Source organism: Paenibacillus sp. 1-8, from assembly GCF_056316205.1.
On the sequence record NZ_CM149995.1, the window covers coordinates 775,939 to 791,017 of the forward strand.

Annotated in this window: 11 protein-coding genes; 3 read left to right on the forward strand and 8 right to left on the reverse strand. The window is 47.2% G+C overall.

Translation table 11 applies throughout. The features are described 5' to 3' along the window. Positions 1-24: 24 nt before the first annotated feature. Complete coding sequence (locus AC0WRU_RS03565; RefSeq protein ID WP_476127243.1) at positions 25-1,704, reverse strand: spore germination protein; 1,680 nt, start codon at positions 1,702-1,704, stop codon at positions 25-27. A 336-nt stretch (positions 1,705-2,040) separates the two neighbouring features. On the opposite strand from AC0WRU_RS03565, the gene nirB reads away from it, so the two are divergent. Together nirB and nirD are read left to right on the forward strand one after the other, a co-directional pair. Continuing rightward, positions 2,041-4,470: a nitrite reductase large subunit NirB gene (gene nirB / locus AC0WRU_RS03570; protein ID WP_476127244.1), complete on the forward strand. Its 2,430-nt coding sequence runs from the start codon at positions 2,041-2,043 to the stop codon at positions 4,468-4,470. A 41-nt stretch (positions 4,471-4,511) separates the two neighbouring features. After that, on the forward strand, positions 4,512-4,832 hold the full coding sequence (nirD, locus tag AC0WRU_RS03575; RefSeq protein WP_476127245.1) for a nitrite reductase small subunit NirD: 321 nt from the start codon (positions 4,512-4,514) through the stop codon (positions 4,830-4,832). A gap of 56 nt (positions 4,833-4,888) precedes the next feature. Here the strand turns inward: nirD and AC0WRU_RS03580 are convergent, their stop codons facing one another. The 4 genes from AC0WRU_RS03580 to AC0WRU_RS03595 form a co-directional block, all read right to left on the reverse strand. Continuing rightward, on the reverse strand, positions 4,889-6,214 hold the full coding sequence (locus AC0WRU_RS03580; RefSeq protein WP_476127246.1) for an exosporium glycoprotein BclB-related protein: 1,326 nt from the start codon (positions 6,212-6,214) through the stop codon (positions 4,889-4,891). 356 nt (positions 6,215-6,570) lie between these two features. Then, a complete protein-coding gene (locus AC0WRU_RS03585) occupies positions 6,571-10,470 on the reverse strand; it encodes an immunoglobulin-like domain-containing protein (RefSeq protein WP_476127247.1) in 3,900 nt (1,299 codons plus the stop codon). A gap of 47 nt (positions 10,471-10,517) precedes the next feature. Next, a complete protein-coding gene (locus AC0WRU_RS03590; protein WP_476127248.1) occupies positions 10,518-10,859 on the reverse strand; it encodes a phage tail protein in 342 nt (113 codons plus the stop codon). 497 nt (positions 10,860-11,356) lie between these two features. Beyond that, positions 11,357-11,905, reverse strand: coding sequence for a PadR family transcriptional regulator (locus tag AC0WRU_RS03595; RefSeq protein ID WP_476127249.1), 549 nt, complete (start codon positions 11,903-11,905; stop codon positions 11,357-11,359). A gap of 166 nt (positions 11,906-12,071) precedes the next feature. Here AC0WRU_RS03595 and AC0WRU_RS03600 point away from each other — a divergent pair, with 166 nt between their 5' ends. After that, positions 12,072-12,563: a phenolic acid decarboxylase gene (locus AC0WRU_RS03600; RefSeq protein ID WP_014279672.1), complete on the forward strand. Its 492-nt coding sequence runs from the start codon at positions 12,072-12,074 to the stop codon at positions 12,561-12,563. A gap of 103 nt (positions 12,564-12,666) precedes the next feature. Here the strand turns inward: AC0WRU_RS03600 and AC0WRU_RS03605 are convergent, their stop codons facing one another. From AC0WRU_RS03605 to AC0WRU_RS03615, 3 genes are all read right to left on the reverse strand, one after another. Then, positions 12,667-13,113: a hypothetical protein gene (locus tag AC0WRU_RS03605; RefSeq protein ID WP_476127250.1), complete on the reverse strand. Its 447-nt coding sequence runs from the start codon at positions 13,111-13,113 to the stop codon at positions 12,667-12,669. Positions 13,114-13,336: 223 nt separating this feature from the next. Further along, positions 13,337-14,845: an MFS transporter gene (locus AC0WRU_RS03610; RefSeq protein WP_476127251.1), complete on the reverse strand. Its 1,509-nt coding sequence runs from the start codon at positions 14,843-14,845 to the stop codon at positions 13,337-13,339. Beyond that, a complete protein-coding gene (locus AC0WRU_RS03615; protein WP_476127252.1) occupies positions 14,842-15,039 on the reverse strand; it encodes a hypothetical protein in 198 nt (65 codons plus the stop codon). Before AC0WRU_RS03615 ends, AC0WRU_RS03610 begins: the two co-directional genes overlap by 4 nt. Positions 15,040-15,079 lie beyond the last annotated feature (40 nt).

A 15,079-nucleotide genomic window follows, 5' to 3' on the forward strand; every position in this document is an offset into this window, starting at 1 on the left:
ATTAGCTCCTCCTTCATCTTAGCATCATGGTCTACGCTTTTTTTGCTGAGTTTTCATCATAACAGGTCTTCGTTTCATCATAGATATAGGAGCCCGAATGTACACATCCTTCCAGTCGCTTAGACGCATGGGGGAAAAGGGGGTTACGTACGGCACACCAAAGCTCTTCAATTTCGTCAGATGGATACAAATTAACAGAAAGAACAATATGGTTCCGAACATGCCCAGGATGGCTGCAAATAGCATGCCGGCAAAACGCAAAATTCGCAAGGTAATGCCCGCACTATATGTCGGTATCGAAAACGAGGAAATCGCAGTAACCGAAACCACAATTACCAGGAATGGGCTAACGATACCCGCATTTACAGCAGCGTCTCCGATGACCAAGCCTCCCACAATGCCCATCGCAGGACCAATCGGTTTGGGCAAGCGAATGCCGGCTTCCCGTAGGATTTCGATAGAGATTTCCAAAATCATGACCTCTATGACAGATGGGAAAGGGACGCCTTGGCGGGTTTCGATGATGCTAATGACCAGCTTGGTTGGAATCAAACCGGGATGAAACGATATAAAAGAGATATACAAAGCAGGCCCCATAAGCGCTATAAACGCTCCGCAAAATCGCAGCAGACGTAAAAGTGTTCCTGGAATCCAGCGCTCATAATAGTCCTCGGGTGATTGAAGCAGCATACTGAAGGTCACCGGAACAATAAGTGCAAAGGGAGTTCCATCCAGCAAAATGGCTATTCTTCCTTCCAACAAAGCGTTAATGACACGGTCGGGGCGCTCTGTGTTGTGAGCCTGCTGGAATGGACTTAAATAATTGTCTTCAATAAGTTGTTCCACATAACCGGATTCAGCCAAAAAATCCATGTCTATTTTTGAAATTCTGCGGTTTACTTCTTCGAGGAGATCCAGATTCACAATATCCTTTATATACGCGACAACCAGATCTTTTTTGATTCGACTTCCCACTTGGAATTTCTTCATTTCCAGACTTTTGTTTAAGCCTTGGCGTCGAAGCATCGAAGTATTTTCACTTAATACCTCCGTAAAACCGATTCTGGGACCCCGAAGTAACGCTTCAGAGGTTGGCTCATTGACGGAGCGAGTGGAGCCGTTAGGAGACCCGACCAGCAGTGCTTCCTTCATTCCTTCAATCAATAGCGCGGTATGGCCTAAAAGTATAGACTCCTGCAGGTCCTCCATATCAGCAACTTCACTAATTTGCGTAAGTGGCATCAAGCTATCTTTTATAAAAGAGTTACTTATACTTTCCTGCTGTTCCTGTGGGTCCTGCTGGCCGTCAAACATCAAGATCTGCAATACCTGCTTGTTCATAAGCTCCTCATCCTGCATACCTTCTATGAAGACTAACACGGACCGTGCATGAAATTTTTTTACCATAAACTCACGAAAATGCACATCACTATTCTCGCCTATAGCCTCTTGGATCGATTTCAAGTCGGCATCATAATCCCCTGTCATTTTGGGGCCTGGTTCCTGCTGCTGCTCAGCGTGAGCTTTGTGATCTTGATTCGCAGACCGACCGTCAGGAGAATGCTTGGAATGCGCCCCTTTGCTACCCACAAGTGAGTAAATCGAGGTGTTTATATAATAAATCCCTAATGGAACAATCAACGCCAGGCTTGCCTGAAATAATGTAACCCAGCTAGGAATAAAAGGTATTATTTTAGACCACATGATGATGCCCTCCCCCCAAACGATTCCATTCATTTCCCGTAGAATAACAGGGTGTGTATAAAGTATTCCTTGTAATGAATTAATTTACACATCAAATGTGAAATGCGGCTGTGTTGCTGATTTATAGGGAGTTCATAAATTGAAAAAGGGACCAACTGGTAATCCCTTGAATTTGAATAGGGAAATCCCTCGATATTAATGATTTTAACTATATCGTGATCGAAATCACATATAACTCAAACCGCTATATTAAAATAGAAGCATAAGCAATATTTATAGGAACGTAGGAGAGGTCGTCGGTAGGAAATGTCGTCGAATGAATGGAGGAACCGGTATATGATAAACAGTAAACAGAAGCTTGTGGTTATAGGGAACGGAATGACTGGTATCAATACGGTCGAGCAAATTTTAAAGTTAACGGATAAATATGAAATTACGGTCCTTGGAAATGAGCCACATCCGAACTATAACAGGATCATGCTCTCTTATGTTCTGGAGGGCAGTAAAACCATTGAGGATATCATATTAAACGATTTGCAATGGTACGAGGACCAAGGTATTACTTTATATACTGGGAAAATGGTGCGGAGCATCGATGGGGAAAGAAAGAGGATTTACACCGAAGACGGACTTGAAATTAATTACGATGTAGCTTTGGTGGCTACTGGCTCCCAGTCGTTTATTTTGCCTATTCCGGGAAAGGAATTGCCGGGAGTCATCGGTTTTCGAGATATCGCCGATTGCTCGGCAATGCTTGAGGCGGCGAAAACCTATAAAAAGGCAGCGGTCATTGGTGGAGGGCTGTTGGGACTGGAAGCGGCTAAAGGCTTGGTCAATCTCGGTATGGACGTAACGGTCGTTCATTTGATGGAGGATTTGATGGAGCGTCAGCTTGACCGGGAAGCCTCTGCGATGCTGAAAGCAGAATTAGAACGCCAGGGAATCAAGTTTGCCATGCAAATGCAAACTGCAGAGGTGTACGGTCAGGATCGGGTACAGGGACTGCGGTTTTCGGACGGAAGCGAACTGGAAGCGGATTTAGTCGTTATGGCCGTTGGGATCAAGCCAAATATTCAGGTGGCTGTGCAAAGTGGTATAGAAACGAAACGTGGAATTGTAGTCGATGACTTGATGAGGACCTCTATGCCGGATGTATATGCTGTAGGGGAGTGTGCTGAACACCGCGGGATTTGTTACGGCCTGGTTGCTCCGTTGTTTGAACAGGGAAGTGTAATTGCAAAGCATTTGGCAGGTGCAGACACTGAAGGCTATATGGGATCAGTGGTTTCCACCAAGCTCAAAATTTCAGGGGTGGATGTTTTCTCGGCTGGCGATTTCATGACCCAGCCTGAACATTCGGTGATTGTAGCAAAGGATGAGTGGAAGCGCACATACAAAAAAGTGCTGCTTCGTGATAACCAGATTGTTGGAGCTGTACTGTTCGGAGATGTGAGCGAATCTGCTAGCCTCCAGAAATATGTGCGGCAGCAAACGTTGATGACGGATGAAATTTATGGACAGATCATGGGTACTGGGTGTGGTAAAGGCGGTGCTAAAACGTCATCCGCTGAAACTATGGCTGATGATGAAATTGTCTGCGGCTGCAACGGTGTGACCAAAAAGGCAATTGTCGATGCGATTAATGAAAACGGACTGACCACAGTCGATGAAATTAAAGCATGCACCGGAGCCACACGTTCCTGTGGAGGATGTAAGCCGGTTGTTGAACAAATTCTTCAGTATGTTCTTGGAGACAGCTTCAAGACGACAGCCAAACAAGGAATATGTGGCTGCACAACATTAAACCGGGACGAGATTGTTGAAGCTATCCGAACCAAAGGGCTTACAACAACGCGTGAAGTTATGAATGTACTTGGTTGGCATAATGATGAAGGATGCTCCAAGTGCCGTCCGGCGCTGAATTATTATTTGGGGATGATTAACCCGGATAGCTATGAAAACGAGGAAGATTCCCGTTTTGTGAATGAGCGATTGCACGCGAACATTCAAAAGGATGGAACGTTTACAGTTGTTCCAAGAATGTACGGCGGTGTAACGACCCCAGAAGATTTGAAGAAAATAGCTGATGTTTCTCTTAAATACAACGTTAAAGTCGTTAAAGTAACAGGAGGGCAGCGCCTCGACTTGATTGGTGTCCGTAAAGAGGATTTGCCTAAAGTATGGGAAGAACTCGATATGCCGTCGGGATATGCCTATGCGAAATCACTGCGTACAGTTAAAACCTGTGTTGGATCGCAATTCTGCCGTTTTGGTACACAGGACTCGATGGGAATGGGAGAAGTTCTGGAACGGAAATTCGAAAGACTGGATTTTCCAGCAAAATTCAAATTAGGGGTTAATGGGTGTCCACGCAACTGCGCAGAATCGTGTACGAAAGATATCGGAATCGTAGGCAATGATGGAGGCTGGGAGATCTTTATCGGTGGAAATGGCGGTATAAAAGCGCGGCTGGCTGATTCGTTTTGCAAAGTGAAGACGGACGCTGAATTGATTGATATTGTGGGAAGCGTGATGCAGCTGTACCGGGAAACAGGTCAATATCTGGAACGTACTTCGGAATGGGTTGAACGGATCGGACTTGAAGAGATTCGGAAGGCTGTCGTTCACGATATAGATAATCGCAAGGCTTTAATAGAACGGATTGAATTTGCGCTGCAACAGGTTGAAGACCCATGGAAAAAGATCATCAACGATGCCGATTCGCGCAAAAATTTATTTGAAGTAGTTACACCGTCTGTTGTGTGAATGTATTTAAATCATGCCTAGAGAAGGGAGCAATCAAGCGAATGATCAAGCATGCTGAGTGGCTTATCGTCGGTCACAGTAAGGATTTCCCAACTAGAATTGGGCGGACGATCCGGGTGGATGATAAGGAAATCGCAGTTTTCCGCACTTCGGAGAACAAGCTTTATGCTGTTGAAAATTCCAGCCCGCATCCTAAAGGGGGGCCGCTTACCGAAGCGATGGTATCCGGTCATTACATTTATGACCCGCTATGTGATTGGAAGATTGATTTGGAGACGGGGATGGTTCAAGAGCCTGATACTGGACAAGTCAAAACATTCGACATTCGGGAAGACGGAGAAGAAGTGAAAATATCACTTTAATGCAAATAAAAAAGGCTCGGCAGGAACAAGTCCTGCTGAGCTTTTTTCGTCTTGAATCAGGTAATGGTAATACCTGCGCTCGCATAACCCACAACAGTGTTCACAAGGGAAATTCCTGTAGCTGTCGCGGAGAAGACCAGAAGCAGACGGGTCTGTGCGGTTACCGGTATAGTCAATCCGGTGGTGATACCACTGGAAATTGTACCCAGGGGAACGATGCCTGTCAGTGGTGGAGCTAGTGTAACTATAGCTCCGGGAACCGCTGTAAAGGTGTTATTAGGTGTTGTGGAACTAAACAACTGGGCAGTAATCGTTGAGGATGAACCTACTAGAGCAAGCGCAGCTGTTGTACTAAAATATCCGGCAATGGATGTAATTACGCCATCCCGTGGAACGGAGAAAGCAAAGTTGATCAGCGGTCCGACAACTGTACCCGTCAGATCAATGACGCCTCCTAAAACACTGACCCCTGTGGCTGAGCTTCCGAAGCCGATCAAACTCGTTGTTCCTACTAACCCGCCAGCAATGGTTGTCAAAATCGCAGGTCCGCCAGAAGCAAACGGAATGATCGCTCCCGAACCGGTGGCTCCAGTAACGCCTGTAATACCCGTTACACCCGTGACTCCAGCGGCGCCCGCCGCGCCCGTAACGCCTGTGGCCCCGGTAGCACCCCCGGCAGGTCCTGCCGCGCCTGTAGCCCCAGTGGCTCCAGTGGCTCCAGCGGCCCCAGCGGCGCCTACTGGCCCAGCGGCTCCGATAGGCCCAGCGGCTCCGATAGGCCCGGCGGCCCCGACAGGCCCAGCAGCCCCGATAGGCCCAGCAGGTCCAACTGGACCTGCTGGGCCTGCCGCACCCACAGGTCCTGGTCCACCGACAGGACCTGGCGCACCGCCCGGCCCAACAGGTCCGGCAGGCCCATGTGGCCCGGGTGTGCCTGACGTGCCTCCCAATGCAATACTGATAGCCGTCCCGGCATTTCTTATAGCACTGATCAAACTGTCTTTAAGGGCAGGGTCAATGGGTTCCTGCAAAATGATAGACAACAAGATATCGAGTAGTTGTTGCAATGTGGTCCCAACGCCGATCGGAGAGAAAGGGGTGGCTTCCGACGCTACGATAGCCAGTTCCAACGCCGCCAGTAAATCTGCTTTAACGGGACCTCTAAGTTTTAAGGTATTCGCCAGAGCTAATAACCGGCGTAAAATCTGTTGCAATGAAGATACATTAGCCGCAGAGGGATTAGCGAAAACGAGCGGGATGATCGCGATTAATTCCTGAATCAGCTTGAGAAGTTCTTCCATTTCTCTGCTAACTTTAGGTGGTTTGCAATCCTCTTCTTTTTTTGAAGCACCACTGAACCTGAACGGTTTTCTATGTTTCATGTTCAAATATCTCCTCCTTACATTTCTCCCTACTGTAGAGGTGACAAGTGGATCATCGCCCCCGTTTTGCAGATATTAACAATATATTTACTGAAGCGAAAAGGGTGAATCACCACACAAGAATTATTATTGGAGGCTTGTACATAAGCTTTAATATCGATTTTCTGTATTTCCAAACCGGGCTTCCAACGTGTAACACTGTATAAAATATTCGTTTTTCTGATTCCAGCAGCATGACACGCAAGCTTAGTCCATATCATTCATAAACAAAGCGCGGTCTCCGAATAACTCGGAAACCGCGCTGTTTTTGTGAATAATCCAATAATATATCTAAATCTAGGGCTACTTAGTCAGTCTTACTTGAAAATACGTACCAGCAGTTCAGCCAGCTCGCCTCTGCTAATGGCTGCCTTTGGTTTGAGCGTTCCATCAGGATATCCACTGATCCAACCGGAGGAAACAGCCTTTTCGAAGGCTGAGGAAGCCCATGTAGCAATCTGCTGTTCATCCTTATAGGATTGCAATTTGGCCGTGCCTGAAGCAGATGCCTTATCCTCTATCGCATGTGACAGGATCACCATCGCCTGTTCACGGGTAAGACGTTCATCGGGGCCGAATGTCTGAGCATTTAGCCCTTCGATCCATCCCTGACGATGAGCGGCATCCACGGCTGATGCAGCCCAGTGCCCTTTCATATCTGTAAATGAGGTAGGCACACTCTCATCTCCAGTGGTTCCTAACGCTCTGGTCAGTATGGATACAAATTCTGCCCGGCTTACCGCACGCTCCGGACGCATGTTGCCATCTTTGTAACCTTGCATCCAGCCTTTGGCTGCCAGCGATTGCAGGGATTTCGCCGCCCAATGGCCTTGGATATCCGGCCATACCGGAGCTGTGCCTTGCGAACTTGCTGAATTTGCTGTGCCGTCCTGCACGTTTGCATTATCGGACGGAGATTTTGTATCAGTAGAAACAGCAATCGCAAAGGTACTAAACCGGGTCGTATCGAAACCCACAGCCGACAGATTTCCTTTGGAATCCCTCACTGCCGTACCTTTCAGAATCTCATGCTCTCCATTGTCATGAATAACGAGAATAGAAAACTGGGGTTCCTTGCCCTGCAATTCACGGATGGATTCGGCATCCAGTGGCAGAACGATATGCGATGTACCTGTAACGTTAGCCTTGATTTCCGCAGACGCACCGATCAGCTTCAGATTGGATTGTTGTCCGGCCCAATCGCGTATTTGCTGTGCATGTTGTGCATCTGCCTGCTGGAATGACAACGTAACGTCCTGCTGACCCGAGGCCATGTTGGTTAAGGTATGGCTGGATAGCATCAGTGTTCCATATTGGGATATGACCGAGGCTCCGATGGTATCCCATTTATTCAGCGAAGAAAGGGGAAGAATAACCTGACTAATATTCTTTTCCTGCTCCAGATGAATATCCGCGTAAGCCTTGCCTTCCAAACGGGCCTGATTGATTTGCCCATCCAGAAATGCAGTAGAAGGAATATGGATGATGACTGCTTTTCCTTGTTCAGAAAATCCAGGCTGCTGTTGGATAACAGCGTTGTTATGGTCCTCGTCTTTTTTATTAGAATTGCCAGTGTCCACAATGACCTTTGCGGGAACGGTTACTTCGATTTGCTGTGTCAGGGCATGAGAACCATCGCTTACCTTGGTGACCTCCAGTATCACAGTAACCGCCGTTTGGGTTGCTGCCGGGAAGATAGCCCCATCTGTGCGAATCATATCCGGCTGGCTAGTGCTGCTGATGGTCAGGCGGAAGCCCTCGGGCACAGCAGGTAGCTTGAGCAGGGTATCACTGGCGGCAGGTGCAGCCAGGCTTGTGATGGAATCGGCTACACGTTGGGCGGTTAATCCCTGTGCATACACTAATCTGGAGGGAGCACTTTCCATACCATTCACGATCTGTAGCACGTAGTAGCTGACTCCTTCAGGAACAGATGTAAATACATATGTCCCTTCTCCAGAAGCGGTTCCTTGCGCAATCAGCTCCTGCTGGGCATTGTACAGCTCAAGCCGTGCGCTCGACCAAGCGCCTGTAACAATCACCGAGGCGGTAGCGTCATTGCCTGCTGCGGCTTCAATAGCACGGGGTAGCACGTTTATGTGGCGTTCGGCTGGCTCAGCCGACCAACCTGAATTATCGTTATAAGCATAGTTCAATACGTATACACCCGGTTCATTCGTATCCACGTTGCCGATGCCTGACAGATCAGGTACCAAAACATCGCCGTACACGCTGTCCAGCACGCTGGCTCCCGGATCGGTGAAGCTGCTGCCAGCTTCCAGAATGATCGGGTTGTTGCCATTCAAACGTACATAGGGCGTATTCGGTAACGCCTTCAATACTGTGATTATGAATGTTCTTTGTACAGAGGTTGGGCCTTTGGATATAGTTGCTATTAATTGTACATTTACATCACCGTCTATAAACTTCGGTCGATTTACTTGACCCGTACTGCTGAGAACATCCGGTTGATCCGAAGACCAATCAATACGTGTGTCGAATGCTCCTGTATTGGGCAAAGTGATGGAATCCTTAATCCCCTGTGGGTAATCCAGTTTCAGGGTATTTGCTGCCAAATTCACTGCTTCATCAGCACTTACGGGCAGTGCGGGCACGAGCAGGCTGAATGTTTTTCGAAGTTCAACTCCGCCTCTTGTCAGAACAGCTTCCAGCGTAATAGTTTGATCGCCCTGCACATAGCTCGGGAACGTGACATGACCGTTGTGATCCAGAAACTCGGGGTGATTCGAAGTCCACGATACCTCAACGCCGTTCAAGCCTTCTTTCGGCAAATATACGTCCCCGGTTACGGTGGTTACAGGTACATCAAGTGCCGCGTAAGCTGCGTTTACGGCTTCAATATCGTTCATCGGCAGACTGAGCACATGTGCAGTGAAATTCTTTGTTTTCGTTAAGCCTTCGAGATGCAGGACAGCCGTCAGGGTAACATCTGTATTTCCATCAATATAGGAAGGTCTGCTAAGTGTTCCATCTGGTGCGATAACAAGTGGATTGGCAGAGGACCATTCGATCTGGGTACCACCATAGCCGGACAGAGGAAGAGACAAATTTTCTTTCACCGCAGACAAATCGCCCAGTGACAGGCTATCTGCTGCCTGATCCAGTGTATCTTGTGCAGCTACCTTCAATACGGTAACCTCAAAAGTTTGGGTATCCGAAGCGGTTCCCTTTGTAATCGTCGCGGTCAGCTTTACTTTCCGATCACCCGAATCGTAGCGCGGGCGTGTGACAGCCCCCTCATTGCTGATGACATCCGGGGTATCCGAACTCCAGCTTACCGTTGTATCGTTCAATCCGGTCAGCGGCAGTGTCAGCCGTTGTGATACCGCAGCAGCCGAATCTCCTGATGCAAAGCCTGGAGCCAGTGCAGCTTTGGCCTGTGCAACATATTCGGCATCGGTCAGAATATTCACCGTGACCTCTACGGGAGCACTTTCGCCCTTAACATTCACAGCCTGAAGGCTGTAAAGAGCTGCACCGGGGGGGAATGGCGAAGAATCTGTGAATTGGGTTAAGGGTCCTGTATACAAGGTGACACCATTTCGGATGATCTTGTATGAAGTCGCATAAGGAACAGCATCCCAGCTCAATTCCACCGTATTTCCTTTTTGGGTTCCTGTAAAATGACCTGGAGCCTGTGGAACGGGCAAGCGTTCCCCATAAGCTTCAAATTCCATAACAGAAGCCCATTGGTTGTTTCTCGCATTTCCTTGATCAATATACAGACGCAAGTATCGTGCAGTCACCGGGGAAATGCTTCGGCTAAAATGAGCGTCAGCGTTATTTTGAACAGTATCGGAGGTAACCCAATTCGTCCCATCACTGCTTGTTTGCAGTCGGAAACTGTAAGGATCACGCTGATCCTGCCATCCATTAATGATCCCCATACCTGCTACACCGTAACGATCCACGATATACCAGTCTCCCAGATTTACCTGAATCCATTTTTCACCATTGCTGGCTTGATACCAGCGACTGGTGGGCTCATAAGAGCCGTCCACTGCTTTGGCGGGGTCATAGGGTTGGCTATAGCCGCTTGATGTTACGGGTTTGTTGAGTACTACATTTTCCGAGACAGCAGCATGAGCTTCATTCGTCCCTATGAGTAGAACCGCACCGCCGATGATAGGCAGCAGTGGAATCAGCAAATGATAGGGTTTTATTTTGTTGCGTGTGAAGTTATTGCCTTCGAGCACGCGATCACCTCTTCTTTAGAAAAATAGCATAGCGCTTTGCACACTCATTAGTCACGAGGTGGGAATGTACCTTGAGTTGAAATGTAGTAGTCCACATTCGGCATCGGGGAGGCTCCGCGCAGGTCAGGTAAAGCAAAGGTGGTTGTTCCATTGCCACCGAAATTAGTGCCTAGCAGAGAGAATAACGGCTGATTCTGTGAAATAGATAAGACTTGGCCTTCGCATTTTAGCCATCCACTAGGAGCGAACGTGTAAGGATACATCGTAATTTCTCCGAGGTAAGGCATATCTGCGGCTTGTGCCTGTTTGGGGTTTATTGCAGTTCCTCCTAACAAAATGACCGCCAACAAGCTCAACACAGCAGCTTTTTTCAAAAAATGATTCTTCATACCTACAGCTCCTTTTAAATTCGAATAATGGACAATAAATTCAGTGAAATTGCGACATTAGTCATAGAATGAATAGATATTATCATGGATTTAGGCTTTTTACATCGCTAGGCATCTATCAAATCAACCATTTTATTCCTTTTATTAGGTGAGAATTTTACCCCATCAAGTAAGTATTCCTTGTTATGTCTCGAATGTGCATCTGACGGTGGGCTACGGGTCAATACGAATTCATTTTTTTCTAATTTAGGTAAATATATATAAATTGGATGCAGGTGAAGGGGGAAAGGACCTGTGGAAAGCTATCGTAACAGCTGTTCTCCTGATAGGTTGTCTGCTGACGGGCTGCTGGAGCAGTAGACCGGTGGAGGATCTGAATCTGGAGACGGGTATTGCACTGGATATCATTTTGATGTGTTACCAAAAAACCTTTAACATCATCAATTTTGTGGTGTTAAAGGTTTTTTATATTTCATATCACTTTTTCATATTGGAGCCTAATCAAACAACGGCAGCGTTTCTTCCAACCAGATAATATAGCTTTCCTCCCGATTGATAGCACGACTCAGCACCAAATAATGCCCGAATTGATGAGAGCCGGGAGTTTGGAGGTTCTTGTCCAGCAGTTGAAGGGATTTTTTGCTTTCGTACAAATACTCCAGCTTCTCTTTACGTTTGGCAATCTGATCCTCGAACAGCAGCTTGTTCTCTTCCTTGGGGAGGGTGGCTGAGAAATACAGCATGAGCATAAACTCATCCTTTTCCGTTTCCGGCAGCTCTTTGGGGCTCAACAGCCACTTGGTCAGCTCTTGGGTTCCCTTGGGTGTGATGCAGTACAGCTTCTTTTCCAGCTTGGCTCCTGTAATGGAGGTGCGATATTCGATTAACTCCTCTTCGGTCAGCCTTTTGAGCTCAGGATAAATCTGACTGTGCTTGGCGCTCCAAAATTGCCCTATTTCCTTCTTGAATTGGCTCGTAATATCGTAGCCGCTCATTTCCTCTTTGTGAATTAGGCCCAGAATGGCATATTTTAATGTACGTTTCAACGTAGCTCTCCTCGCAATGCGGTATTTGACATTAGTATACCACAGTGCTACAATTTATATGTAATCAAAAACATGTTTAAGTTTACATGTTTAAAATTCAATACTTATTATTTTCAGCATGATGTTCAATTCATGAAAACTCATAATACAGAAAGAAGGATGCAAGATGGACAAGTTTATCGGCAGTCACATGATCTACACCTACGAGAATGGTTGGGAATACGAAATATATATTAAAAATGAAGATACCATCGATTATCGCATTCATAGCGGCATGGTAGGCGGACGTTGGGTTCGTGACCAGAAGGTCAACCTGGTGAAGCTGGTGGAGAATGTGTACAAAGTATCGTGGACTGAACCGACAGGTACGGACGTTTCCCTGAACTTTATGCCAGAGGAAAAACGGATGCACGGCATTATTTTCTTCCCTAAATGGGTTCATGAGCATCCCGAAATCACTGTACGCTATCAGAACGATTTTATTCCACTGATGGAAGAATCGCGTGAAAAATACGAAACCTATCCTAAATATGTTGTCCCTGAATTTGCAGATATTACATTCATTGAAAATGCGGGTGTAAACAACGAAAAATTGATTTCTCAAGCGCCATACGCAGGTATGACAGACGATATTCGTGCAGGTAAGCTGCAAGCATAATCAAACATCTGCTGATGGGTGTAAAGCCTGGGTCTGTGATAAGCAGTCTCAGGCTTTTTTGTGCTGATTGGAGAGAGGGTAGGGATTAATCTGTGAGCGGGATTTAGAATGAATAGTAGACCAGACCACGCTCGATCAGATAAGAACGGCTAATCCGAGGTTTGACGATGGGCGTTGCAGGGGAGAGACTTTGCAGGTTCACGTGGGTGGTCAGATCGGATAAGGCGGACAGAGCCAGCTCTGCTTTGACAGTTCCCCAGTTGTCAGCGTGGTGCTGAATATATTGGTGAGCCTCGGTAAAGGATAGACCCTTGAGCAAGGTGAACACGGAAGCCCATCGGACGAGGTCGAAGGTTCCTTTGATTTCAGGCAGCTCATATTCTGCCCGGCCTTGAGCATCGTTACACGACATGGTGAGCAAGCCACAGCAGCGGTGTTGATCATGTTTAGAGTCTGGAAATTGACGATAGTCGTACTGAATGATTGCCATGGAACCAATGCGTAATTGGGTTGCTTTGGACGTTTTGGGCTGGGCAAGCGTCATGCTCATGCTAGAATGGCCTCCTTCGATTCACCGTAAATAGGGATGGGAGAATCATACGTCACAGCGGATGTAATGTAAATCACAAACAAGGGCTCAAAATAAGGATAAGTAACGAAAACCGACTTTTATTACTCATGAAAACGGATACTTGCATCCGTTTCTTTTATTATCTTGCCGATAGTCCTTTATATTGATAAAAAGACAACCCCGGATATCCCCGGGATTGTCTTTATGCTCTCTTAGGTCCAAAAATCATAAAACTGATCGCGGCTAGAACCCAGACACCAATACCGCCGTAGAGCATTATCAAGCCAAAGCCGTGCACAAGCGCTGCATGGACGACGGCTCCAGACGCATCCAGAGAGGAGAGTTCTGGCAAACTCTCAGTATTTCCGGCGGCTATTTTTTCGGCCACAGACCGCAATTGCACTGCATTGAGAGTCCCGGAAAGGGCACCCTTCAAATAAGACAGAATACCTTCCTGCAAGATGAATCCCATCACAGCGATGTTGATGGCTAGACTGATAAATCTGGCACTCGTTTCTATACCGGAAGCCATACCTGCACGGGCACTCGGAACAGAGCCGGTGGTCGTGTTGGTCACAGGCGTGTTGGTTAAGCCAAGCCCAATACCAGCCAACAAGGAGCCAGGGAGCATGGTTAACCAACTGGCGTGATCGCTGCCGCTGCCATATTTCATCAAAATGAAGCCCATACCGAGGATGAACAGACCTGATGGAATGACTATACGCGGCTGATAGCGGAGCGAAAAACGCTCTGCCAGAGGCGGAATTAACAAGGTGGGCAGCGCATAAGCCAAGAGAGACAGCCCGGCGGCTACGATGCCGTAACCCAGGCCACTCTGGAAATAGATCGGCAGATAGATCATGAACGGCCAGAAACTGAAGTTCATGCCGATGGAGCCAAGGAGAGCGCCGGAGAAATTACGTATCTTGAATACGGAAAAGTCAAACATCGGATGGGCGCTGAGCTTTTCCGCAAATAGAAAAACAATGAAACTTATTGCTACTGCAACAAGGATGCTGATGGATGCTCTGCTGGTAAAGCCGAGTTCCGGCCCTTGCGTGATAAAGTATGCAAGGCCAAAAACTGTCAACGAAAGCGTGATAATGCCGATAATGTCCAGCTTTTTCACCTGCGGATCTCTGGACTCCTCTATGCCACCGAAAACAAGAATCAAAGTGAGGATGGTCAACGGAACGTGGACCAGGAAAACCCAATGCCAGTTCAATACGGCCACGATCATGCCGCCGATGATAGGTCCAAAACCGAGGCCGATACCGAACACGATCCCCCATATGCCAAAGGCTTTGCTGCGTTCTTGTCCTTCCTGAAACCGATGTGAAAGAATTGCTACCTGGCAAATCTGCATCGCACCAGCACCCACCCCTTGAAGAAACCGACTGATGATCAGAACCGATGTGCTTTGCGCCAAGCCACAAATCAAGGATGTAATACCGAACAAGACGAGGCTGATAATAAAAATACGCCTCCTTCCATACCGGTCAGCCAGCGTTCCAACAGCCATCAGAACTGTGGCACATGCAATGGTGTAAGCGTTCATAATCCATTGCATATCCTTAAGATCGCCATGCAATACTTTTTCCAAAGTTGGCAGTATCACTGGCACACTGGAAATTTCGAGGCCGAACATCAATGCGGACAAACATATAGCAGCCAATGCAATTATATTTTTGCGGGAGAAGGAGAGGCTCACTGAGAGGTCCCTCCAGACTTTTGTTCACGGTCTGGACATCCGGCAGCGTAACTATAATATTGCGCCTCATTAAGCGCAACTCGTACACCAGCACCAACCAGCCTTTTTTCGTCCATTGTACGATCAATGGCCTCTTCAATATGTACTTCTAAATCTGCTACTGTTCCTACCTTATTCAAAACGTATTTGCTCAATGGCAGCCATCCTCTCTATCTTTTCATGTTTGGTTCACCT